The organism is Fundicoccus sp. Sow4_F4 (assembly GCF_052116145.1).
Classification (GTDB): domain Bacteria; phylum Bacillota; class Bacilli; order Lactobacillales; family Aerococcaceae; genus Fundicoccus.
Window position 1 is genome coordinate 326,165 of sequence record NZ_JBQKLQ010000002.1, and the last position, 24,323, is coordinate 350,487.

The 24,323-nt window shown below is 38.1% G+C and carries 22 protein-coding genes, 1 tRNA gene, 2 pseudogenes and 1 riboswitch; of the genes and pseudogenes, 4 read left to right on the forward strand and 21 right to left on the reverse strand.

Annotation, left to right across the window (positions count from 1 at the left end; genetic code table 11):
* Positions 1-242: 242 nt before the first annotated feature.
* Positions 243-938: a GntR family transcriptional regulator gene (locus tag ACTQ5J_RS05470; protein WP_441751255.1), complete on the forward strand. Its 696-nt coding sequence runs from the start codon at positions 243-245 to the stop codon at positions 936-938.
* A complete protein-coding gene (gene citG, locus ACTQ5J_RS05475) occupies positions 931-1,854 on the forward strand; it encodes a triphosphoribosyl-dephospho-CoA synthase CitG (protein ID WP_441751257.1) in 924 nt (307 codons plus the stop codon). The genes ACTQ5J_RS05470 and citG overlap by 8 nt, the downstream gene beginning before the upstream one ends.
* Before the next feature lie 82 nt (positions 1,855-1,936).
* Here citG and ACTQ5J_RS05480 read toward each other — a convergent pair whose 3' ends face one another.
* From ACTQ5J_RS05480 to ACTQ5J_RS05495, 4 genes are all read right to left on the reverse strand, one after another.
* A complete protein-coding gene (locus tag ACTQ5J_RS05480; RefSeq protein WP_441751259.1) occupies positions 1,937-3,127 on the reverse strand; it encodes a M20 metallopeptidase family protein in 1,191 nt (396 codons plus the stop codon).
* Between the two features lie 102 nt (positions 3,128-3,229).
* Positions 3,230-4,126 carry a MetQ/NlpA family ABC transporter substrate-binding protein gene (locus ACTQ5J_RS05485; protein WP_441751261.1) on the reverse strand — a complete coding sequence of 299 codons (897 nt, stop codon included), beginning with the start codon at positions 4,124-4,126 and terminating at the stop codon, positions 3,230-3,232.
* Positions 4,127-4,182: 56 nt separating this feature from the next.
* Entirely contained in the window at positions 4,183-4,884 is a 702-nt protein-coding gene (locus ACTQ5J_RS05490; protein WP_441751263.1) for a methionine ABC transporter permease, read from the reverse strand.
* Position 4,885: 1 nt separating this feature from the next.
* Positions 4,886-5,401, reverse strand: a complete 516-nt coding sequence (locus tag ACTQ5J_RS05495; RefSeq protein WP_441751265.1) for an NIL domain-containing protein — start codon at positions 5,399-5,401, stop codon at positions 4,886-4,888.
* A 95-nt stretch (positions 5,402-5,496) separates the two neighbouring features.
* Between ACTQ5J_RS05495 and ACTQ5J_RS05500 the strand changes: the two genes are divergently transcribed.
* Positions 5,497-7,067, forward strand: a protein-coding gene (locus tag ACTQ5J_RS05500) for an IS3 family transposase (protein WP_441751266.1) whose coding sequence is annotated in 2 segments (ribosomal slippage) — positions 5,497-6,145 and positions 6,145-7,067 — 1,572 coding nt in all. Because the reading frame shifts where the segments join, the coding sequence is not laid out codon by codon here.
* A 15-nt stretch (positions 7,068-7,082) separates the two neighbouring features.
* Here ACTQ5J_RS05500 and ACTQ5J_RS05505 read toward each other — a convergent pair.
* From ACTQ5J_RS05505 to ACTQ5J_RS05565, 13 genes and pseudogenes are all read right to left on the reverse strand, one after another.
* A pseudogene (locus tag ACTQ5J_RS05505) lies at positions 7,083-7,601 on the reverse strand (methionine ABC transporter ATP-binding protein); the annotation flags it as partial.
* A gap of 128 nt (positions 7,602-7,729) precedes the next feature.
* Positions 7,730-7,924: riboswitch (cobalamin riboswitch) on the reverse strand.
* A gap of 159 nt (positions 7,925-8,083) precedes the next feature.
* Positions 8,084-8,371, reverse strand: a complete 288-nt coding sequence (locus ACTQ5J_RS05510) for a hypothetical protein (RefSeq protein WP_441751268.1) — start codon at positions 8,369-8,371, stop codon at positions 8,084-8,086.
* A 135-nt stretch (positions 8,372-8,506) separates the two neighbouring features.
* Positions 8,507-8,971: a phosphoribulokinase gene (locus tag ACTQ5J_RS05515; RefSeq protein WP_441751270.1), complete on the reverse strand. Its 465-nt coding sequence runs from the start codon at positions 8,969-8,971 to the stop codon at positions 8,507-8,509.
* Positions 8,972-9,148: 177 nt separating this feature from the next.
* A tRNA-Thr gene (locus ACTQ5J_RS05520) sits at positions 9,149-9,221 on the reverse strand.
* Between the two features lie 98 nt (positions 9,222-9,319).
* The gene (locus tag ACTQ5J_RS05525) at positions 9,320-10,639 is read right to left on the reverse strand and encodes a DUF2254 domain-containing protein (protein ID WP_441751272.1); all 1,320 of its coding nucleotides are present in this window, start codon (positions 10,637-10,639) and stop codon (positions 9,320-9,322) included.
* Between the two features lie 71 nt (positions 10,640-10,710).
* Positions 10,711-11,157, reverse strand: a complete 447-nt coding sequence (locus tag ACTQ5J_RS05530; protein WP_138404456.1) for a DUF4385 domain-containing protein — start codon at positions 11,155-11,157, stop codon at positions 10,711-10,713.
* Positions 11,158-11,598: 441 nt separating this feature from the next.
* Positions 11,599-13,389 (reverse strand): GmrSD restriction endonuclease domain-containing protein, encoded by a 1,791-nt coding sequence (locus ACTQ5J_RS05535; protein ID WP_153862751.1) that lies wholly within the window; start codon positions 13,387-13,389, stop codon positions 11,599-11,601.
* 126 nt (positions 13,390-13,515) lie between these two features.
* Positions 13,516-14,529, reverse strand: a complete 1,014-nt coding sequence (locus tag ACTQ5J_RS05540) for an IS3 family transposase (protein WP_153862752.1) — start codon at positions 14,527-14,529, stop codon at positions 13,516-13,518.
* Positions 14,499-14,897 carry an HTH domain-containing protein gene (locus tag ACTQ5J_RS05545; protein WP_153862753.1) on the reverse strand — a complete coding sequence of 133 codons (399 nt, stop codon included), beginning with the start codon at positions 14,895-14,897 and terminating at the stop codon, positions 14,499-14,501. Before ACTQ5J_RS05545 ends, ACTQ5J_RS05540 begins: the two co-directional genes overlap by 31 nt.
* A gap of 271 nt (positions 14,898-15,168) precedes the next feature.
* A complete protein-coding gene (locus tag ACTQ5J_RS05550) occupies positions 15,169-15,516 on the reverse strand; it encodes an endonuclease III domain-containing protein (protein ID WP_441751275.1) in 348 nt (115 codons plus the stop codon).
* A gap of 180 nt (positions 15,517-15,696) precedes the next feature.
* Positions 15,697-16,764, reverse strand: coding sequence for a mannonate dehydratase (gene uxuA, locus ACTQ5J_RS05555; protein ID WP_153833533.1), 1,068 nt, complete (start codon positions 16,762-16,764; stop codon positions 15,697-15,699).
* Between the two features lie 16 nt (positions 16,765-16,780).
* A complete protein-coding gene (locus tag ACTQ5J_RS05560) occupies positions 16,781-17,416 on the reverse strand; it encodes a bifunctional 4-hydroxy-2-oxoglutarate aldolase/2-dehydro-3-deoxy-phosphogluconate aldolase (RefSeq protein ID WP_153833534.1) in 636 nt (211 codons plus the stop codon).
* 542 nt (positions 17,417-17,958) lie between these two features.
* Entirely contained in the window at positions 17,959-18,567 is a 609-nt protein-coding gene (locus tag ACTQ5J_RS05565; protein ID WP_441751278.1) for a hypothetical protein, read from the reverse strand.
* A 179-nt stretch (positions 18,568-18,746) separates the two neighbouring features.
* Here ACTQ5J_RS05565 and istA point away from each other — a divergent pair.
* Positions 18,747-19,908 (forward strand): annotated as a pseudogene (gene istA / locus ACTQ5J_RS05570) (IS21 family transposase); the annotation flags it as partial.
* A 179-nt stretch (positions 19,909-20,087) separates the two neighbouring features.
* Here istA and ACTQ5J_RS05575 read toward each other — a convergent pair.
* The 4 genes from ACTQ5J_RS05575 to ACTQ5J_RS05590 all read right to left on the reverse strand — a co-directional run bounded on the left by ACTQ5J_RS05575 (position 20,088) and on the right by ACTQ5J_RS05590 (position 24,157).
* Complete coding sequence (locus tag ACTQ5J_RS05575) at positions 20,088-20,849, reverse strand: class I SAM-dependent methyltransferase (RefSeq protein WP_441751280.1); 762 nt, start codon at positions 20,847-20,849, stop codon at positions 20,088-20,090.
* A 102-nt stretch (positions 20,850-20,951) separates the two neighbouring features.
* Entirely contained in the window at positions 20,952-22,508 is a 1,557-nt protein-coding gene (locus ACTQ5J_RS05580) for a hypothetical protein (RefSeq protein ID WP_441751282.1), read from the reverse strand.
* 31 nt (positions 22,509-22,539) lie between these two features.
* Entirely contained in the window at positions 22,540-23,406 is an 867-nt protein-coding gene (locus tag ACTQ5J_RS05585) for a DUF916 and DUF3324 domain-containing protein (protein WP_441751284.1), read from the reverse strand.
* 79 nt (positions 23,407-23,485) lie between these two features.
* Positions 23,486-24,157, reverse strand: coding sequence for a WxL domain-containing protein (locus ACTQ5J_RS05590; protein WP_441751286.1), 672 nt, complete (start codon positions 24,155-24,157; stop codon positions 23,486-23,488).
* Positions 24,158-24,323 lie beyond the last annotated feature (166 nt).

A 24,323-nucleotide genomic window follows, 5' to 3' on the forward strand; every position in this document is an offset into this window, starting at 1 on the left:
CTAAGCCACAATAATTACGTTATAATAAATGCAAGTATATTTCGCTTGTTTTATTTAATCACCGTATCTACCCATCCCGAGCTCGGAAAAATACAAAGGCGACTGGACATTACCGTCCTTTAAATCCCCCTTTCTCCCTATATTCCTACTTCGTCACTTAGTTGAAACTGTTCACGTAGTTATTAAAGAAACTGATTTAGTCGTCAATTAGTTAGGCCAGCAATAAAGGAGCGTTTATGATAATGACTAATATATTTGAAAGTATCAAAAATAATTTAGACTTGAGTCAGAACAAATCGTTGAAAGAATCCGTCTACCAAGCCCTAAGAAAAACAATCATTTTAGGTGATATTCCGGCAGGTATGCGTATAAATGAAATGGAATTAGCTGATGTCTTAAATATTAGCCGTACCCCCATTCGTTATGCTTTAAAAGAACTGACGCAAGAAAATTTGGTTGAACATCAACTAGGAATTGGAACGGTCGTTAAAGGAATCAAGATGAAAGATGCCTATGAAATTTATGACATCCGCAAATCGCTCGATACATTAGCCACAGTAAAAGCGATGCAAAATATGACGGCAGATGACTATCAAGCACTCGAAACTTTATTGACTTACGGCGAAAAACTAAATAAAGAGGACCGCGTCGATGAAGTGTTGCAAAATTTCTCTGATTTTAATTCTTTTATTTACGATAAATCAGAAATGCTACGCTTAAGACAAATTGTAACGGAGCTGCAAACCTATCTCGTTTATTTTCGTGATGTCGCAATTCGCTCCTCAGCTAGACGCCACATCGCCTTAGAAGAACATTGGCTCATATTGAAAGGTATGAGAAATAACGACATCGAATCTATTACCTTGATGGTTCATGATCACCTCGATCGTTCGCTCCAATTTATTATCCAAGAAATGGAGCAACGTCATATTGACTAGAAATTCTCAAACATTAATCAAATACGTTGCAGATGCTGCTATCCAAGCACTTTATTGTGAATTAAACTTATCCCCTAAACCTGGTCTAGTCGACCGCTATAACAGTGGCTCGCACCATGACATGAACTATCAAACATTCTGCGATAGTATCGTTGCTTTAACTCCCTTCTTTTCAGACTATGTAACATTAGGTTTTGAACATCAGGGAGACTTAGAAGAACTGTTCATACAAGTCCGCGATGTTGGAGTATGTGCCGAAAAAGCGATGCTGTTAGCAACTAAAGGGATTAACACACATAAGGGGGCTAATTTTTCTTTCGCAGTTATTTTGGGAGCTACGGGTTACTATTTAAATCAAGAACCGGGCTTAGTTTTTTCTCTACAAGACATTGATGGCATTTTTCAAATTGTCCAGCAGATGACGCGCAATTTAGTGGACAAGGATTTCTCAAACTTACATCTGAAAACAAAACTCTCCTACGGCGAAAAGTTATTCTTGGAAAAAGGACTCACCGGTATACGCGGGGAAGCTTCCGCTGGTTATCCAGCGCTACGTGAAGTTTTAATGCCCTTTTTGCGCGAGCAAAAAACAACTGATGAAGCGGTTGAGACGCAGTTTTTACGTGGGATGCTTTTACTGATGAGTGAAGTAGAAGATGGTAATATCCTTCACCGAGGCGGTTACGATGCTTGGCTGCAAGTAAAAGGCGAGACAAAAGAGCTTCATCAGGCCAACTTTGACACGGAAACTTTACATGCTGAGTTAGTCAATTACGATCAAGTGATGAGGGACCGTCATTTAAGTCCTGGTGGAACGGCTGATTTACTTTCACTTGGCTTTTACTTGGCCTACTTGGAAGGTTTTATCACGAATTTTGGGGATTCTACTTCTTGCTTGAAGCATGTCTCATTGTGAAAGAGTGATTTTCTGCTTCACCTAAGATTGAACTAAAAGAGGCCAGGACAATTTGTCCGGCCTCTTTCTCATATTTCATATCTTAAGAATTCAAGTAATCCAGTGCATAAGCTACATGGAAGTTGACCATGATCGGTAAGGCACGCTCATCGAGGTCAAATTGATTGTGATGCAAGCCGTAAGAGGTTTCCTGGGAACTGTTCACCCCTACGCGACCATATAGTCCTGGAGCTAGGGTCAATAAATCAGCGAAATCATCGGCTACCATGCTTGGCAATTTAGAGGTAATCACGTGTTGACTACCGCCAAGAAATTCTGCTGCAACTCTTGCACCGCGTTTTGCTTGGACTTCGTTGTTAATGACGGGCAAGGCTGCCGAATAATTCTCGAACGTCACCGTCGCACCGTGAATTTGGGCAGTCAAACAGGCAACTGCTTCTACTTTCGCAATCATGCGGTTTCGTGTGTCGTGAGTCATCGCTCGGATTGTGCCTTGAATATAGGCACGATCAGCCACAACATTGTAGCGTGTCCCCGCTTCAAAACGGCCGATACCAATTACAACAGGATCTAAAGGATCCACTTGGCGGGAAACAATATGTTGGATTTCAGTGACAATATTTGCTCCCACTACTAAAGCATCGACACCGCGGTGGGGTTGAGCCGCATGAGCATTTACCCCTGCAACTTCAATCGTAAAAATATCACAGGAAGCATTTTGCGGGCCCGCGATGGCTTCAATTTTCCCCAGAGGAACATTGGGATCGACGTGAAGTCCGACTACTTCGTCGACTCCATCGATTAAGCCACTGTCAACGAATTGGCGTGCCCCGGCACCAATTTCTTCTGCTTGTTGAAAGGCTAGTAGCACCGTACCTCCAAAGGTATGACGGTTATCCTTTAAATACTTGGCGGCGCCTAATAGTGCTGCCGTGTGAGCATCGTGGCCACAAGCATGATTAAGGCCGGCTTTCTTTGAAGAATAGTCTGTTTCTTTTAAATCCGGCACTTCGAGCGCATCGATATCTGCCCGTAAGAGTAGACTGCGTTGGCGTTGCGTTTCATTAGCATCAACTTGAGTGCCAATGATTTTGGCTAAAGTCCCTGTCTCACCTATTGTTTCAAACGAAATATCCAGTTTGTTAAGAATCGATTGAATCGTGGCAGCTGTTTCATATTCTTTAAGACTCGGTTCAGGATTTTGATGGAAATGGCGTCGCCACTCGCTTAGTTGGGGAGTCAAAGCTAAAATGTCAGGTAAAAGGTGCTTCATTCGATACCCTTCTTTCTCTTATCACGTCGTCCATTCAATAAGAAAAGCAAAGTCGGTCAACACATAAGTTGACCGACCGCTTTGCTTTTGAGTTACAGTTAATTATTCAGCATCTTCTTCTGATTCTGCATCCTCAGCGTTAGCATCAGACTCTTCTGCGTCATCACCAAAAACAGGTGCGCCTTCCCAGATTGGCTTGTCTCCACCGTTTGATAAGTCATAAATAGCTTGAGCGACTTCCTCTGTTTGGTAAAGTTCTACAATCCGGATCAAGGTTTCGTTGTCTTTTGTTTCTTCAGTTGCAGCAATGACATTTTTGTACAATTCATTTAATTGGTCTGGATAATCTGCATCAACGAAAATAGCTTCTTTCAATGAAAGACCAGCATCAGTTGCGAAGTTGGTGTTGATGATAGCAGCAGCCACGTCTGGTAAGACAACTGCTAATTGAGCCGCATCTAATTCTTCAAATTGTAAGTTTAATGGGTTATCAGTAATGTCTTCAGTAGTCGCTAGAGCGCCCACTGCATCATCCACTTCAATCACACCGGCGATTTCTAACGCTAGAATCGCACGACCGCCATTAGTTGGGTCATTGGGAATCGCGACTACATCGCCATCTTGCAACTCGTCCAATGAGCTGATTTTTTCAGAGTAAGTACCCATCGGCGATACAAAGGTGAACCCTAAAGGTGCCAATGTACCATCATTAGAAGCATTCCAGTCTTCTAAAAAGGCTACGTGTTGGAACGCGTTCAAGTCTAATGAGCCATTTTGTAAGGCAACGTTGGGTTGGTTATAGTCGGTGAACAGTTCTAATTCAACCGTGATATCTTCTTTAGCGGCTGCATCGACCACAATTTGCCAAATTTCTTCAGCTGGTCCAGATACGATTCCGACGGTTACGGTTTCTTGTGCTAAAGCGCTCGTTGCACCGAAGCCTGCTAATAATCCTGCTGCTAATGTCGTTACGCCTAATTTTTTAATCCAGTTTTTCATTATAATTTCCCCTTTTTAGTTGTTTTAGTGTTATTAATCAATAGCATTGCTGATGGTCAGTGTTCAACTTTACGAATCAACCAGTTAAAAATCAGTTGACTAACGAAAACAATAATTAAAATTAAAACCGTGGAAACAAGTATGACGTCCATTCGACTACGTTGGTATCCTCTGGCAATTGCCATCGTTCCCAAGCCGCCCCCGCCAACTGCACCAGCCATGGCCGTTAAACCAATTACGTTGATTACCGTTGAGGCGCTCACCCGTAAAAGTGCTGGCAAACCTTCGCGTAAATAAACGCGGTAAATGATATCAAATGGGCTTGAACCCATTGCTTGAGCTGCTTCGACCACACCGGGATCCACTTCCAAGAGGGCAATCTCCACTTGGCGGGCGAAGAAAGGAATCGTTCCGATGACAATCGGGACCGTAGCAGCTGTTGCTCCAATGGTCGTGCCGACTATGAGCCGAGTCACGTTAACTAATAAGGCTAAGAGAATGATGAATGGAATCGAACGAAAGACGTTGATTAAAGCATCCAATATTTTAAAAACCGCCTGATTGGGTAAAATACCATTAGGTCCCGTAACTGTAATAATCACCCCTAAGATCAAGCCGAGTGTACCCCCAGCCACAATAGTCAAACCGAGCATATACAATGTTTCCCAGGTCGCTTCGATAAAACCATCACGTAGCGGCCAAGCGTGTGGCAGCCATTCTTCCATGAAACTATTAAAACTTAAAATGAGTTGTGTCATGTTATCCCTCCTTTGTCACGTATTCTTCAAGCAGTTCGCTGACTGAATCGACCGTTACGCTATTTTCACGTAAGTAAGCGACACTCCGCTTGATATTATTGCTGTCACCGGAGAAAGCTACTAGTAAATTTCCAACCGGTGTATTTTGTAAAATTTCAACATGACCATAAATAATGTTGACCGTCACATCGAAGTCTTTCACCAAGGTAGCGATTAAGGGTTGGGTTGTGCTAACCCCAACATAACTCAAGCGAGCGAGAATCCCATCGCGATTTAATTGCTGCGTTTCTGGATGTTGTAAAACGGTAGCCAATTCTTGGTCAAAATGGGTTGCAGTATCAATAAACTCTTTTGTTAGTTGTTCTTTTGGCTGGGTGAAAATATCAATAATGGTACCTTGCTCCAGAATACGACCATCTTCCATGACCGCCACTTTATGGCATAAGTCTTTTACTACTGACATTTCATGCGTAATAATGACAATCGTTAGACCTAGTTTTTCGTTTAATTCTCTCAATAAATCGAGAATCGAACTGATTGTTTTTGCTATGCTCTCTATAAAGTAGACAGAGAAATAAAAAAACTCTACTACTTTTATAGGGGGCTATTTCTATGTCAGGAAGAACAACTAAACATACATTGGAGGAGCGTGTTAGTGCAGTTCGACGTGTTACTGAAGAATATCATAGTTACAGTCAAGTCGCACGAGACTACTTAGTCGATCCCTTAACGATAGAAGCTTGGGTTAGAAAATATCAACTGGATGGCTTAGAAGGGTTGAAAGTATCTAAATCACATAAGAATTATTCGAACGAACTTAAATATGCTGCTGTTCAAGCTTATTTATTCGGTCACCTTAGTTCACAGGCATGCTGTGAAAAATATGGCATCTCTGATGGTTCAGTGTTAAGAACGTGGATTAAACAGTATACTAATGGTGAGGATTTAAAATCTATTAGTAAAGGGAGATCGACGATGACTAAAGCGCGTAAAACAACACACCAGGAACGATTGGAAATTGCACAACACTGTCTGGCAGAAGATAAAAATTATCAGAAGATGGCTGATTTGTACAACGTTTCTTATTCACAAGTTTATCAATGGGTTCGCAAATATCAAGCGCATGGCCCCGATGCATTAATTGATCGACGTGGCCGTACGTTAGAGTCGAAATCCAAGCTGAGTGAACAAGAGATTCTTCAACTGAGAATCAAAGAGTTGGAGCGTCGTAATACCTATTTAGAAGCAGAGAATGGTCTAATAAAAAAGTTGAAAGAAATCGAAAGGAGGCGGTAACCGCCACAGCAGTAAGAAACGATTCTAAGTTTAAAGCGATTCAGATGCATCACGAAGAAACAGGCTGTACCATTACCCTATTATGCAATTTATTAGAGGTGTCACGGTCCGGCTACTATAAGTGGCTAAATCGTGAAGAAACCGTACTAGATCAAGAAAATGCCTGGCTAATGGCTGAAATCGAATGGGTCTTCCAATTATATGAGGGGATTTTTGGCTATCGTCGTGTACAGATACATATTAATCGTTATCACTCAAGAAATTATAGTTTGAAAAGGATTCGCCGCTTAATGCAATTAATGGGCTTGAAGTCCCATATTCGCCGCGCAAAGGGGTATAGTGCTCAAGCGAGTTATCGTAATATAGAACCCAACCGACTGAATCGTGAATTTAGCGCAGATAGACCCAATGAAAAATGGGTCACAGATATTACTCATCTCTTCTTTGGTATGAGTCAGAAAGCGTATCTAAGTGTAATAAAGGACCTTTATGATGGCTCAATTATTGCCTATCAAGTGAGCTTAAAAAATGATACCGTTTTAGTGATGGATACCTTAAATCAAGCAATTCAGGTTGCACCTGAAACAGGCATTTTAATTCATAGCGATCGCGGTAGTCAATATACTTCTGGTGAATATCGTCAATTTACGACACAACAAGGATATATTAGGAGTATGTCGCGTACAGGTGAAGTGTTAGATAATGCGCCTATTGAAAGCTTCTTTAGCCATTTTAAATGTGAATGTTACCATTTAAAAAAGTTTCTGACTTATGAAAAATTAGTAGAAGCTATCGATAGTTACATCAGGTTTTATAACGAAACACGATTCCAATCTAAATTAAACAACCTGACACCATTGGAGTTTCGGAATCAGGTTGCAGCTTAAATTTTATTTTATTACAGGGTCCAAGGCGCTTGTTGCTTCATCACACAACAGGACATCTGGATCATTGGCGAGGGCACGCGCTATCGCAACCCGTTGCTTTTGACCTCCTGATAATTGGCTAGGGAAATTATCGGTTTTTTCTTTCAAACCAACTAAGCTGAGCAATTCAGCTACTTTCGCAGCCACTTCTTTCTTATTCAATCCGCTGCCTTTTAATGGGAAAGCGACATTTTCAAAAATCGTGCGTGATTCCATTAAGTTAAAATGTTGAAAAATCATCCCAATTTTCTTACGAGCTTCCCTTAAATCTTTAGGTGCTAACTCCATTAAATTCTGTCCATTGACATTGACTGTTCCTTTAGTTGGTCTTTGTAACAAGTTAATCGTCCGCACTAACGTACTTTTCCCCGCACCACTATAACCAACAATTCCAAAGATCTCGCCTTGTTCGACTGCCATCGAAACATCTTTCACCGCTGTGACGACACGATCATCGTCATGAAAAATCACATCTATATCACGTAATTCAATCACATATGTACCTCCTCTAAATACTGCATTTACTTACAAATAAAAACCGCTCATCTATGGATGAACGGCAAAAAAACGATAGAGAGTCTGTATTAGAATTCCATCGTTTCTTCTTTTCCATCCCCGAAAAATAGAAACTAAATTATTTGGCAGGTCTCCTGGCTCATGCTTCGTCCTACTACAGCCCTTCCCGTATTCCTAACCTACAGCTAGGTGATACAGTGGTTTACTGATTCGTCCACACTAACAGTTGCGGGGGCAGCTCCAGCTTTCAACTGGATTCCCTTTTAAGGCATTGCGATGCCGCCAAATAATTAGGCACTATATATTGTATTGTAACACTATATTTTAAGCCCATTAACACTACATGTAGTATTGCAACATATTCATTAAGCTAATCATAGGTTATTTAGATTTCTATAAAGTAAGGTTAATAGCACAATTAGACAGATTGTCTTACATAGAAAGAGAGCTGGAATAAACTTTCAGCCTCGCTTTTTTTCACGTTGGGTGATTTTATATGGTTCACCTTTGCTATCATAGGTAATCCATTCGCCCACCGGGTCTCCTTTTTCAAAGTAGCCTGAACGCTTAATGGTGCCATCAATGCGGTACCATTCCCAATAGCCTTCTGGTTGGTCGTCAACTATTTTGCCTTTTGACCAGATGGTCTCGCCACTTGCATGGTACTTGATTGTGTAGCCATCCACTACTTCTATTTTCTTTTGCTTGATGCTTTTTGGATTGATTTTCTCACTTTTATTGCTCATCATGCTTATCCTCCCAACTTTATTTGACTGCAAAAATTCATTCTGATTCTATTCCTTTAACTCAAAGTATAGTGTCAGACACCGTAACGTTTTATCGCGCGTTGGAATTGCCTTTTCACAACCATATGACCTTGACCACTAGACCTCAAATTTTTCTAACACAAAATTGTTGTTAGACGTGTTTATCACGACATCAAAGTGTTCGCTGTAAGGGTGCATAAACCGTTCATACTGAATTCGCCGCTGTGGGTGGAACTCTTTTAAATCAGTCAGTTTGACGCCCCGCTCTATGACATCACGATTTTCCCTTCTTCTGAGCTCTGTTTCGCTATCACAGTATAGATAAATCGATAGATCAAATAAGCCTAACTCTAAAAATGTAATGCTCATGCCCTCGATGAAACTAATTGGATAGCTTGATGAAATTAAAGAGCTAGCCATATACTCCGTTTCGATGGTATAAAAATCTAGTCCATTTCGAATCATTTGAATGTCTCGTTTTAAAGCTGGCAAATGGTGGGCTTGCGGGTGACAAGCTGTCATTTTGGCAGCATATGTTTGATGATTCAGTTTCTCTAAGATTTTCTGTACTATTGCTTCCAATTTTTCACTTTCTTTTTTTGACTAGGATTTACTTTACGGTTGTTCCATTATAATGCGACATCTTCTTCTCCTGCAAGTTTACTGATGGATGTGTGACGATTTGGTTTTGGGAAATACTAGACAGAAAAAGGTACATCTCAGGTTTTAAACCTCGATGTACCTTCTAAATTAATGTGATGCCGGCTATAGGGATCGAACCTACGGCCTCCGCGTTACGAGTGCGATGCTCTACCAACTGAGCTAAACCGGCATTCTTTGTGTTTTGAACTACAAAGAATATAATAAACCTTTCAGCCAAAATGTAAAGGTCTTAGTGAAAAATAACACAGCTAGTTTTCGGTTTCAAGCTCATTGCTCCTGCTCAGGATGGTTAATCCCTAGAATCCGATGTTGGCGTTCCTCGATATTTTGAATATCGAGTCTTTCAGTGAAATTGGGACTCGTTAGATTAAACAGATAATTACTGTAATCCTTAATATAGTTTAGCTTCTTAGGATGTGCAGCATAAGCAACTGTCAACAAAGAGTCAAACAGTGCCACCACTCCAGAAATATCTTGCTTCATATAGTGAATTAATTGCCAATAACTTTCATATAAGTCTTTTGGAAAATTATTGAAATCATAAATCACGCTACCTCCCGAAGACAATGTCTCATCAGTGTCTTCGCCCATCAACACAAACCTTCCTGGTATACTGGCAAATTTTGAATCCAACAAAGCCTTGTAGTTTAAGATATGAATGGCTGTATTAGGATCATTAATGCCTGGCGAAACCGCCCTCAGAGCTACTTCAATCAATTTAGCTCGAGCAAAATTTGGATCGTACATAGAAGAAGGTTTTTCTTCATAAGTTAGGGTGCGGTTTATTGCCGCTTGGAGCTGTGATTCATCTTCAACTTTTCGGTTAGTGTATAAATCGACGACCGGCTGATTTGTGGAAATAAACTCTCCTATTCTTAAATGTAGTACCATGGTGCCTTTGAATTCCTTGCTCAGTTCAACTAGTCGATTAAAATTAATATATTCAACATAACCACTCTCGTTAGCCTTTACTGTGAAGATGTGTAGCGTGTCTATTTGAGGAAGATGATCAAACAAAGGCATTTCTTGAAAGTAATCAATCGTTTCATCCGCAACTGACTCGGCCTCCTTGTACAATTTCGTCACAAGATGGTCCAATTGTACGGATATCGCCACATTATAAACAAACTTTATAAAGTAAAAAACGCAGGCAAGGGCATACAATAAGGCAATGGAGGCCGAAATAACTAAATATTCATCCTCTGAATTGCGCATAAAAAACAAAGAGGAAAGACAGTAAATAAAACCACCAAGAAAAATCCCCAAAGTTTGCATAGATGTTTTCTGCAAGAGAAAATTCTCGACCGTCCGGGGGCTGAAATTAGAAGAATAGAACGAAATGACCGATAACATCGTCCCAAACGTGAAGGTTGCCACTGAAAAAAGGGAACCCGCTAGCAGGCTCAAGATTGATTTGGCCAGATTGACGCTCGTTAGAAAAACAGTCGGGAAATAGTCCACCACATTTATCATTCTGGTGTCGAGCAAGATAACACCAATCGCTAAAATGAAAGAAAAGAGCACGCTCCCTCCTAGAATAAGCCAAATACGTTTATCTTCAAAAAATAAGCCAAATGCCTTGACCATGTTCTATAACCCCTCCTTTGATAGAATTATTTTCTCTATTATACCACTCGCTCATTAGGAATGACTTCTTTTCAGCCGTACTTTTTCTGATGTTCTTTCTTCAACTTTAAATACGCTTCATTTTCCCTCACAATTTTCCACTTCTCTTCAAAAATGGTAGCTGACTTTGCTTTTTCTTCGTCTATTATTCTTTCTTTTATGTCGCCATTTTCATCATATTTGCGACCACCTTTGTAATTGGCGTAACGTCTAGATCTAGTGTAGCCCATTTGAAGAAACTTCCGACTCATATCCATACCCACAAAATCACCGGCTGCCTGGTAATCCAAAAACAGCTGGTAGATTTTGTCAGAAGATACTTTAGCAATTTCTGGAGTCTTAAAACGCCAATGTGGTAGTATCTCGCTTTTATAAGGTTCTACCAGAAGCACCCCTTGTTCTCCTCGGCCCACTCGATACAATTCAGGCTGGTCCCGGAAGTTTATCTGAGCGAAATCCAGTTCATAATCAAAGGCCATGTTACCCCCCCTCATGTCGATCCATTTCACTTTTTCTGTTTAGTTTTGTTACTAAACATGACGTTAATTTTGTGTTCCAGGCAACTATCTTGTCTGCTCCTAACCGGAAGACAAAAAAGCTAGATTCGTAAAGGTCTCGCTAACATTTGTCTGTAAATTGTTTTCAATTTTATCATCATTTATGGTACGAATGTCCGTATCATCGATAGGTAATAAAATCTATTAGCTATTTGGTACGATTCAAAAAAACCTCAAGTAGCCACCGTAGATTTACTTGAATGGGCTTGAGATTCTTATAAAATGGATACTATGTTAATTATCATTTTTTTATTTACTTTTGTTAGTTTTATTGCTTTTTTTATACAAGCCTTTTGGTGTTTTGTGATTAATACTTTGAACTCATGTTTTACTTGATATCATTTCTATAATTATTACCAAAAATTATAACTCATTATAGTATAAACGTACTACTTCTGACATTAATTGTCTTCTATCATTTAGAAAGTCGTTATATGAAGCAATATCCATCCCTATAAGATTTAAAGGGATCGCATTCTCTTTAAAATTCTGTTCCAATTTTTGTATCGATTGTATTTCACCTAATTCTAGTTGTCCGCTTTTAATTTGTTCCATAATCCGACCGAGATATTCCTTAGGTGCGTGATTACTAATTCGAATATTAATTGGCTGTTCCGCATATACATAGTTTGAAAGTTGATTGTATTGGTTCTGCTTAAAACCATTCTTAACTAAGTAATTTTTAGGGAAAATATGGTGAAGATCCCCTCTTTCCTCTAATAACTGCTGAACTGTAATCTTATCTGATAGAAAGGCTTTTGTTTTATTGAATACTTGTGCCATTAAGAACACATTGAAATAAGGACTTCTTATACTGTTTGTATTATAGTTATCCGGCAGTATCGTTTCCCAGTAAGAGTCTCCTAATTCACCTTGTTCCGTTCTATGTAAATAAACTTCAGGATCTTGTTCATTAAAACGTTTTATATCGAAATCAATTTGAGATTCAGGTGATGAGGAATATTTTCCAGTTAGTGTCGCTAACACATACCACTTTCTGACAACTTTCTGTACAATATGGTCTGCATATCCTTTTTCCCGTAATAATAAAAATAATGCATAAGCAAAGTTAATATTATTTTGTGATGTAATCATTTTTTTATCTACTACACCAATAGATTTAATAATCATACAAAAACGTTTAAAGTTTATCTCATTTAAAAATTGCTTTAACCCTTCATCAAGGAGAGTAAAAGTTTCTTGAATAATTCGATCTTCATAGCCTCTTGTTTCAAAATTACGTCCTGAAAGTAAGCTAACTAAATCAGACATTCTTCCCCGTTTAAATTTAACAGCAAAGATAACTCGAATGATATCGTTATATTTTGGTAAAAATACGCTAGATTCATAATTTGTTACCCACTTGATTAAGTGAAAATAATCAGATTGAGTAAATTCACTATCGTTGTTCAGAATCGTTTGCAGGTTAGAAGGTGTCTGAATAACATTTGCAAAGTAATCAATTGTTTTTCTAATTAGAGGACCGTTATATACATTGTTTACTGCAATTTTAGACATCACAAAATCAGATTGACTTAAAGAGGTTCCTTGTGAATTTATCCTAACAAATATTTGGTTAACGGTATCAATCCCTAGCTCAGAGTTTAATTCAATAATCCCAATTTGATTATTCTTAATATTTATCAATTTTTGAATTCTTTGATTTAATTTATCAGGATTTACGTCTGGATGTTTTTCACAGTAGTCCATAATGAATTGGTATTGACTAAAGTCTGGTTTGAATAGTGCTGAAATATCAGGTATCCACGCTTCATCTTTAATAATTGCAGCATTAGAAACTTCAAATACTCTGGTTTTTGGATTAAAAGCGATAGTAATGCGTCCTTTACTATAGTTATGATCAATAACTGGTTCGCCTGAAATTGCAGCCATTAAAGCTGTTACTCTTTGTTGACCATCAATTAAAATGTTTTTTCCCTGTGATAAGGAGCCGTCCTTTAATCTTACATCAGGATTTTTCCAAGTAATAATATATCCTACAGGGTAGTTTTTAAATAAAGAATCTATTAAGTCCCTAACCTTAGATTTTTTCCACACAAATGGTCTTTGGATTTCAGGGATGGCTACTTGACCATCTCTTATCCAACCCAGTAAAGTACTGATCGTATAATTATTAACATTGTAATTTGACATAGTTTCCTCCTCCAAAAGAGATTAAATGGCTTTTATTCTGTGTAAATTGGACCCTTAGTCAAGGACATTTTTCAAAACGGCCTCTCTTTTTTAAAAACCTCCCTTTTATAAGGTTTAACCTTCAATTTACATTGCACTTTCATTCACATCACAAGTTCTGACTGCTGGAATTTCTGGTGTTTCAATTAAATCAGCTAATGGATAATAGCCTGTTGTCACAAATTCATAGTATTGACGAGGAGCTAATTTAGCTAAGCCCCATTGGTAGCGATCATGGTTGTAATAGTTCATATAGTGATCGATAGCTGCTTGTAATGCTTCAAATGTCTGGCATCCTGCGATATCTACTTCGTCTTTCATATGACCATAGAATGATTCTTGAGGGGCATTATCCCAACAGTTACCACGTCGAGACATCGATTGAATCAGGTCATGATCCTCAAGTAGTTCTTGGAATCTCATACTCGTGTAGTGTGAACCTTGATCTGAATGGATAATCGTCTCATGATTCAACGTCATGCCTTCTTCTTCAATTAACTGATTAATCGTGGCGAGGACGAATTCAACTTCTAAAGAAGCGCTGAGTTGGTACGCTAAGATTTCATTTGTATAAGCATCCTTGATGGTGGATAAATAAGCTCGCTTATCCTGACCATATAAGCAATAAGTAATGTCTGTTAATAAAACAGTTCGTGGACCAAAGGCTTTGAACTGTCGTTGAACGAGATTCGGTTTGATGGAATATTCTTGAGTTTCTCGAATAATTCGTTTACGGGTACGGGGTCTACGATGCTTGCAGTAGAGCCCATACTTGCGCATTAAGCGTAAAATCTTTTTACGATTCATGACCGTTTGTTCATGCAATAAAGTCATGTGAATACTGCGACTTCCTTTTTGATAACGGTGCTTAAAAAACGCTTTTAAGATGGTTTTGAAATCTTCTTGATCCGCTTGATCTCGTTGTTGCTGATTAGGTCTTGTCACGTTCAGACAATTATAATAGCCAGAGCGAGACACGCCCGCAACCTTGCAGAGCCAATATAAAGATAACAGGTTACCTGCTTCATTTAGCGTTGCTTCAATTAAACTATACTTAACCTGCGTGTTGCTTAAGGCGTGTCCTGCATCTGATCGATCCAAATGTTTTTTTTTAAGAATCGATTCTCTTGTTCAACATACTTGAGTTGATGTTCTAATCGTTTTATTCGTTCCTTATCACTTATTTTCATTGGATCATTTTTGGCTTTTTTAGCCTCTAAATAGGCTTGGTAATTAGGGTAATGATTTAAGAGAGTAATCAGGCTGGCAGCACGTTTTCTCCCAATTAATTCTGGACCTAAACCAATAGAGCGTAACCAGTCCATTCCCGATTCAAATTGGTCTTTTTGTTGATAATAGAGTGCTTTTAACTCGTCAGTGTAACGAATCTGTGACTGTGTGACTGATAAAATATAAGGCGATACTCTTAATTGATCGATGTGTTCTTGAGTTAAAATGTGTTTGGCCATAGTATGGACTCCTTTGTTTAAAATGCTTCATAATGAAATACTGAATAAAGTACACGCTAAGCCTTTATTTAGCTGTCTAGCTAAATATGTGGCCTTGTCGAACGTGTCTGTTAGAAAAACTGGACGAGTTAGTAGTGTCTGTAAAAAACAAGCACCTTATTCGTTTGTGTCTATTCAAACAAGCTAGCCTTTTTATTAGTGTACAGATAATATATCTATCTTATTCCACGCTGTCTATATTTTTATGAGGCCGTAAAAATCACTGTCCATTCTATAGGGTCCATTTTACTCTACGATTTTGGGGGACTTGACCTTGAAAATTATCCAGTAATTGCTGGCTACTCTTATAAATATACTTGGCTTTATTACGGTAGAGGCCAATGCTATTAATATAGCCTTCAATTTCTTCTGGCGATGACTGAACGACCGCTTCTGGATTAGGATAACGTTCGAAAAGCTTGTCTGTCACCTTTTCAACACTGGCATCCGTTGCTTGAGCACTTAAAATCACCACTAACATTAATTGAAATGGATTCTCGTACCGCATGGTCGGTTTGGCATCTGGATAAAGTTTAATAATTTCTTCAATTAATTGACGGGCCGACTCATTATTTAACATAAAACTCTCCTTACTAGGGATTTTCATTTCTATTACTGGACAGAAGTCTCTTAAAAAAGAGCAAATTTAATTACGGCTTGGTGCTTTGAAAAGCGGTTCGCCATAATTAAATTTGCTCGTTCATTAATAGGATTGCTTATAAAAGCGAGTTATTTACCAAATGTTCCAAAAAAGTAAATTTTACTTCTTGCTATTCTTAACCGCAGCTTCTTCTAAACCTTGCAAGTAAGATAGGCCAAGAGCGCGGTCATACAGTCCGTAACCTGGGCGAGCAACTTCGTCCCAGATAGCTCGGCCATGGTCTGGACGAACCAATCCATCAAAACCTGTTTCAACTAAGGCTTCCATAATCGCATACATATCTAAGGAACCCTCACTACTTAAGTGGGCAGATTCTAAGAAATGTCTGTGGCCTAAAATTTTCACATTACGGAAGTGAACAAAATTGATTTTACCTTTTAAGGCATGAATCATGTCAACCAGGTCGTTTTCAGGATTAGCACCATAAGAACCTGTACAGAATGTAACCCCATTATATGGAGAATCTACAGCATTCACAATGCGTAAGATATCTTCCTTATTTTTCGTAATACGTGGGTATTCAAACATATTGAAAGGAGGATCATCAGGATGAACCGCCATCTTAACATCAGCTTCCTCACAAACTGGAATAATAGCTTCCAAGAAATATTTAAAGTTTTGGAAGAGCCCTTCTTCAGTTAAGCCCTCGTACATAGCTTCTAATTCATGAAATTTCTCTAGACGTTCAGGTTCCCAACCAGATAATTCAAAGCCTGAAGTTTGTCCCTTGATTAAACCATACATTTGTTTAGGTTCAATTTGTTGAACCACCGCATCATCATACTCTAAAGTATGAGATCCGTCGGCTAGTTCATAGTTAAGGTTTGTCTTAGCCCAACCGAAAATTGGCTTGAAACTATAACAAATTACCTTCACATCACAAGCCCCTAAATTTCGGATGGTTTGCTTGTAGTTTTCAATATATTTATCTCGGTCAGCTGTTCCCGCTTTGATAGAATCATGAACAGATACACTTTCAATCCCTGCTAAGGTTAAACCTTTGGCTTCGACTTCTTTCTTTAACGCTTCGATTTCATGGATTTCCCATACATCACCAGGTAATTTATGGGTTAAGGTCCCTACTACCCCGTACATATTAGGTATTTGACGAATATTATCTAGGGTTACTGGATCATCGCTACCATACCATCTAAAAGTCCACTTCATTCCTTTCACCTCGTTATTATTTAATTTTCTCCAAAATTTCTTTAATATTTTTGTCTGCAGATACACCATTATCTTCTTGAACTAATTTCTCAGAAATAATGAAAGAACCCCCTACTGCGGCTATAGCATCATTCGATAAGAATTCTTTACAGTTATCTAAATTCACGCCACCGGTTGGAACAAATTTAATATCGAAGAAAGGACCACTCAATGCTTTAATAGCTTTTAAGCCACCATAAACATCTGCTGGGAAGAATTTAACTGTTGAAATTCCTTTGTCCATAGCTTGGATAATTTCTGAAGGTGTTACAGTACCAGGTACTACTAATACATCATTTTCATTACAATAGTCCACTACTTCTGGAGAGAAGCCTGGAGTAACAATGAAAGTTGCTCCATTTTCAATCGCATCTTTAGCAGTTGCTAGGTCTCTAACTGTTCCTGCACCTACAATTAATTTGCCGGATTGCGATAATTGCTTAATAGCTGCTGAGGCTAAATCACTACGATAAGTTACCTCGATGAAGTTTAAACCATTGCTTGTTAAAACTTCCTCAACCACGGGTAAGATATCTAAGTCTGTCGCTGTATATAAAGGTAATAATTGTTCTTGTTCTAATTGTTTCAATAACTCTTCTTTTGTTTTTGCCAATTAAATCAATCCCTTCTTATTCTAATAGTATTTATACTACGATTAGGCGAACTCACCGCAGAATAAATATTTCTTATTGAATTATAGCATAAATGCTAGTGTTTTATTAGCCGTATCAGAGCCAATCCTTAAGGATTAAATTAATGATCGATTTGGATTTTCCTATCTACTTGCTCGAACTCACTTCAACTAAGGACTATCTAGTAATCCCCCGAAACCCCGATGATTTTAGAGGGTAGAGAGGCATTGAGTAAGCACTCTCATCTACCAAACAGATGTAATTTTTATCATCATTTATGGTACGCATGTCCGTATCATCGATAGGTAATAAATTCTATTAGCTGTTTGATACGGTACAAAAAAGAACCTCATTATTACTCTTCTTAGAGCTTTAACAAGAACTCCTTTTACACTATCCTATTTTTTTATATTTCCCACGCACTCAAAACATTTTTCATTCATAAAAAAAGACTCTTTAAATCCGTTTGTTATGACAGATTTAGAGAGTCTTTAGTTGTTTTAGTTATATATTCTGTAGTAACTTATTCTGCATCCAGGTCAGCGTAAATTTCTTCTAACAGTATTTCTGCTAGGTCTAAGTAAGTATCCCAGGATGGGTTGCGAGTAGTGAATCCACTGCTTGCATAGTCTCCTGTCTCACCTGTCGCTGGTAGTCCTTCGATATCCAGTAAATCTTGTGTTTCTACAACTTTTTCATTTAATGCATCCATTTGAATGTTGAAGCCGATGCGTGATGGCTCATCATATTCTATACTATGATATTTTAATTGTCTGAATAATGATTTTAAAGCTTCACTTTCAATCTCATCAGGTGAGCTGGCGAAGATTTCATCATAACTTACTTTAGTGATTTCCCCATCTTCCATTACTACTTTTAGGTAGGCAGTCACACCTTCTACGATTTCCTCGGCAATGCTGTAGTACTTAGCAGTAGATGGTTGATCCAATTCTTCTTCTAATTGCTCTGCAAGCGGTAGGAACGATTGGTTAAATGAATTCGACGCTCCTGCTACCACTTCAAAGTCTCCTGTTAATGACTGATTCTCAATCATTTGATCTTCTACAATTAGCACACTTTGAATCCACCCAGCACCTTTAGTAAGATACATATCAGCATTGTACTCTGACATACGTTTCGGTACATCTTGGAAGTAACGACTATAGTAATTAAGTAGAGTGTAACTGCTAAACTATACTTAACACTTTCTGCTAACTAACATTTTACACTTCTGCTATCAATTAGCTGAGCTATTTTATACAATATTATTATCAATATTGTATGAGGTGAAGCAGTTTGGAGGAAAAGTTAGTGTTATATATTGAAATAAAACAACTCAAAGAAAGGGGTTTGAACCCTTCCCAAATCGCCCGGCAGTTAAAAATTTCACGGCCGACGGTTTATGAGTATTTGTCGATGTCTTACGAAGAGGCTCAAGCTTGGGTCATGGGATTAAATCAGCGTGTTAAAAAATTGGACGCTTATGAAGAATGGCTAGTGGCTTGGTTGAAAGAATACCCCCATCTCAGTGCCGCTCAGATTAAGGATTGGCTTCTCGAACGTTTTCCAGAAGTCAAAGTGGGTGATAGTACGGTGAGTGAGGCTCTATGTGGCGCAATTACGGGAGAAGTATCAGATTCCAAAGCAGAAATTTACGCGTCAATATGAAGCCGTTCCAGAGCTACCCATGGGGCAACAACTTCAGGTTGATTGGGGAGAAACGAAACAGAAGACTCCGGATGGGCGGTGGGTTAAACTCTATGTGATGTGTTTTGTCTTAGCCCGTTCGCGTCAAAAATATATGTATTGGTTAGATCGTCCCTTTCAAATTCCGGATGTGATGGAAGGTCATGAACGTGCGTTCCATTATTTTGGGGGGAGAACGGAAGAAATCGTGTATGACCAAGACCGCTTAATCGCTGTGGATGACAATGCGGGAGATTTAATTTTAACGCAAGCCTTTCAAGATTATGTGAACGAGCGCCAATTTCGGGTTGTTTTATGCCGCAAAGCCGATCCCGAAACCAAAGGAAAAATTGAAAATGTGGTGAAATACATCAAACAGAATTTCGCAGACAGTCGCGTTTATGTCAACCTTGAGAATTGGAATGAGCGTGCTCTAGCTTGGTTAAAACGAACTGGGAACCATCGGGTTCATGAAAGCACTAAAAAAAGACCCGAAGAAGTATTTGCCCTTGAAAAACAATACTTAATTCCGGTCTTTCCCTTGCCTTCTTTCGAAAGCACTCACACTGCTAGTATATCAAGAAATATCCGCAAGGACAATACGGTGGTCTATCAAAGTAATCGTTATTCCCTTCCTTTAGGGAGCTACCAGTCCTTGCCGAATAACCGTGTATTGATTGATATTTCTGAAGAGGAATTACATTTAATTCATCCTCAAACCCTTGAATGCATTGCTTCCCATTCCATGTGCTATGGTAAGGGACAACATTTACACCCATCCGACCATGGCTGAGTCCTTTAATGATTTGTTTAATGTTTAGGATTTAAGGAAAAAGAAGGAAGATTGAAATTAGGCCACGAACATTCGTTAGGTCATAATTTCATTCTTTCTTTTTTGTTTTTTACATAATTATTAGTTGGTAACTCTCCTCAGCTTGAGAGTTACCAGTCGTATTTTATATGGGATTATAATTTCACAGCCCGTGTCATGATAAAGGAAGGGATATTCAAGTCATGTAAGTGCCCTTCACTGTTAGTATCTTCTTCCAAATGAGTCAAGTGGAAACCTGCCTTTAGTTGCTCACCAATTTGTTCGGCTAAAGTATGTGAAAATTGATAACCAGCATCCAAGTCCATTAGAAATTGCTTCTGGTCTGGGTTTGTTAAAGGGTTAAAAGGCAGTGAATGGATAATTTTTTGCTCGGATTCGTCGACAATATAATTTGTCCCAATATCCAAGCCTGATAAAAGGATACCTCCCTTGCCAAGTAGTCGATAACATTCTTGGAAAACAGGCTCGACCTTCTCGATATAAGAATTACTAACCGGATGAAAGATAAGGTCAAAGGACTCATCCTCGAATGGCAAAGGCTGGGTCATATCGCCTCGCACAATATTAATACCATAGCCTTCTCGGTCCGCTACCATCTTCTCCGATTCCAATTGCTTCAATGAATAGTCAAAGACAGTACATTCAGCCCCCAAAGCCGCAAATACTGGCATTTGTTGCCCACCGCCTGAAGCCAAACCTAAAACTTTTTTGCCCTTCATTTCACCAAACCATTCATGGGGAACCATTTTGTTAGGCGTGAGTAAAACGCCCCAGTGCCCCTTTAAGGCTTCTTGATAGGCCTCCTGGCTAAGAGGAATCCCCCACTGCCAACCTTCCTCGACCCAACGGTCAAAGGTATCTGAGTTAAAATCTTGATAATTGATATTTTCTGTCATGTGCTAGACCTCTAGTTTCTTAGTTATTTGTCGTATAACCATTCTAACAAAATAAAAAGCCTCCGAGTAGACTGAATGTCAGTCTACTTGGAGGTGTTATTCTTATGGTGTGTCGGAAAGAGTCCAAGTCAGGGTTGAGCTGTAGTTGGATCCGGTTCCGTTTAGAGTTATGTTTTGTGGATTGGGTATATTGAGATAGAAGTTATTACCTTTGCCGAAGGTGAGTGTATATTGATTTCCATCGCTCTGGATTTTGGCTGAATCCATAATTTTTTGAGGCGTTGGTGATAGAAGCGTTGGTGATAATTGTAACTTATTAAAATACAAATTATGTGTTAACTCCATAGTTCCATCTACAAAATCACCCGTATAGCTAACTAATAAATCCCAGTTTTTATCTTGACGACTATCCTCTATCACTACATTAAATGTAGATTCCTGTTTGAGAGTAGTTTCTCCCATCCCGAAGGTGAGTTCGAGGGGAGTGAAATTAATTTCTGAAGGTGTTTCCAAAAATTTTAATGACTCTGTATTCTGAACATTTTCAATTTTATCATTTAAAATTAATTTAGCACCTTCATATTGTCCCTCAAATTCTAAGTCATCCATCCAAATTTTTACTTCATTAATATTTTCTAAATTTAAATTTTCAAATTTAAAAACTAATTTGCTGAACTGCTTAATATCTTCACTATTAAAATCAAAATAATTCATTTGATCCTTAATACTAATATAAATTATTTTTCCAGGAAATAAGTCATAAATTATACCTTTAGTAGTCGAAGTAACCCCGTACTCCCAATTATTATTTTGTTGTTCTACTTGAACTAATATATTTTCAAAATTAATACTTCCACTTATCGTAGTGGTTGATTCGTTTATTACATCTTGATCTAAAGTATACCAATTATCAATTGTAGCTATTATAGAAGCTGCGGATAGTACATCATAATCAGGGTTTACATTATTTTGGCTTGTAAGATTTGTAGTCTCCTCTGCCTTAGTACTGATGATATCAATATAAATTTCTTTATAGCCGATATTTGCTATTAAATTATCACTAAGATGAATTTTTGATCCATTCAATTTCAATCTGACTTCCTGCATATCACTAAGATCTAAATCACTGAAATTAAAATGATAACTACTATCCACACTTGTCTCTGTCAAATACTGACCATCTGAGCTATAAGCAGTAACTATTAAGGGCTGTTTACTAATGTGATTGTCTAAAGCTACAATAATATCTTCTTGAGATAATTCACTCGAATCATCCAAATGTTGAATGATCTGATTTATATTAATTTTCCCAGTTATAGCTTTGTTATCTTCATCCACTTTAATGGGATTATCAATCTCTAACCAGTCGCTAACTTGCAGGGAGATAGTTTTCTGTTCAGGAGTTTCAACTTTCTCTACCGAACTCACTTCCACACTCTCTTCTTCATAAGATGAGAGATTAAAGGCCCCACTTTCAATTGGTATATCTTGAATTAGTTCTTCAGTTCCAACAACTACTTCTTCATTTTGGTTAACGGTTTCTTCAATAACACTTTCAATTATTATTTCTTCACTTTCAGTCGCAAAAATAGGCATGATAAAAGAAGCTATAGTAAATAAAGTCGTTACTAATACTAAGTTTTTAATTAATTTCTTCATCCTAATCACTCATTTCAATAGTCTGCCTAAACTACTCTAAGTCCGTTATAGTAAAGTCTTCTTCAAATTCCCAGTTATAGTATTCATTTTCTAATGTTACTTTAACAACATAATCTCCCACTTTTAGGGTCTCTTCTTCAAAGCTTACCGGAAGTTGGAATTGGTAATTGGGTGCAATTCCAATATTGGATAAGTCATGCGTTAAGACCGGATTTTCAAGATCGTCTTTGCCATAAATATTGGCTGTTAACTCAACTTGGGTTATAAAAGTTGGGGTATGATTTTCAAAAGTCAGCATAAGACTTGGACGTGAATAGTATATCATACTTTCAGCTTTCTCAAGGCTAATTTCGGGTGTGACCTTAGTGTCATTGCCCTTATTAACAATATTCAAACCCGTCACATAAGCAAAAACATGGTGGACACCGCCTTCTTCTTCAGTTTCGTCTGGAGCTAAGCTAAAATGAAGACCGCCAAGAATGCGGCCATCAAAAGGAGTTTCTGGCGCTGTGACCTTAATACGAGCAATAGCTTCGCCATTGGCTGGAACAGTCACTTCTTGATCTAACACTTCCACAACTGAGTCAAATTTGATTGGGTCATTCGAACTAATAGCCTCTACACTGCCGTCATAAACCACTAGACCATTTGGATTGGTTACGCCTGGGTTGGCTTCGACTAGAACCACAATATCTTCATCACCTTCATTGAAAACACGGACTTCTAGTATCTGTTCTTGTCCGGTTTCAATTTCAATATCGAAGTAAGAAGCCTCGCTGACTTGATTTTCAGGTAAGATGGTTTGAATGCTGTAGCTTGAAGCGCTAATTTCTGCCATGTCTGTAGTATATAAAGTTAAAAATAACGTTGATAATACGATTAATAAAATTCTTTTCATAATTACTTCCTTTCGTATTCATGTCGATAAAGAAAACATCTCTAAGGGAACTAGAGATGTTTGTTTACTTTATTTATTATTACGGAGTGTCACCCTCAATTGTTACATCTCCAATTGTCCAAGTAATAGTAGCTGAATAATCATTCTCCTTCGGCGTTAATGAGTTACTTATAAATGAAAATTCTTCAGCAGTAATTGATGCTATCCATGAACCAGCACCAAAGTATTTCTCATCATCATTATTTCTTGTGGCATTGATAACAGGTGCTGCAGCAGTACTATTAATTTTAATTTCTTCAGTGGCTACAGTGGCTCTTTTAGGGGCGTATTCATATTTAATCTTATCTGCATCCTTAGTCTGATTTATTGTTACATGTTTTAAGTTCAGTACAGGGCTAGTAAGATTAGATTTCGTAATTTTTGCTGAAATTTCATATCCTTTTGCACTAAATCTATCGTCAGTAAATTTTAATTCAAAACTGTTATTTTTGCTATCCGGTTTCAAAGTACTAGTACCACTTTCTGCAAAATTTAAATACTCCTTAAATGTATATTCAGTTGCAAATTCTAATGGATCTGTCACATTATCATCAAACTTCAACACACCACCATTGTTAATGGTTACATTAATTTCAGTACTTGCTTCATTCGGATTTTCTGTCGCCCCAACCCCAACGCCACTTACCATCGGTGCAATTGCTGCTCCTAAAACTACCATAGACGCTAAGATATATTTACTAATTTTTTTCACTTTTATTCCTCCTTCTTTTTCTTACTCATTTTTTATTTTAATCTCTTAAACGAATTTATATAATAATATGCTATAGGTTATAAAGCGCTTACATAAAGCTAGTCGCTATGTACTTTTTTCACAACTTATATTTAAACTCTGTTCTTACAACATCTTTACACTATTT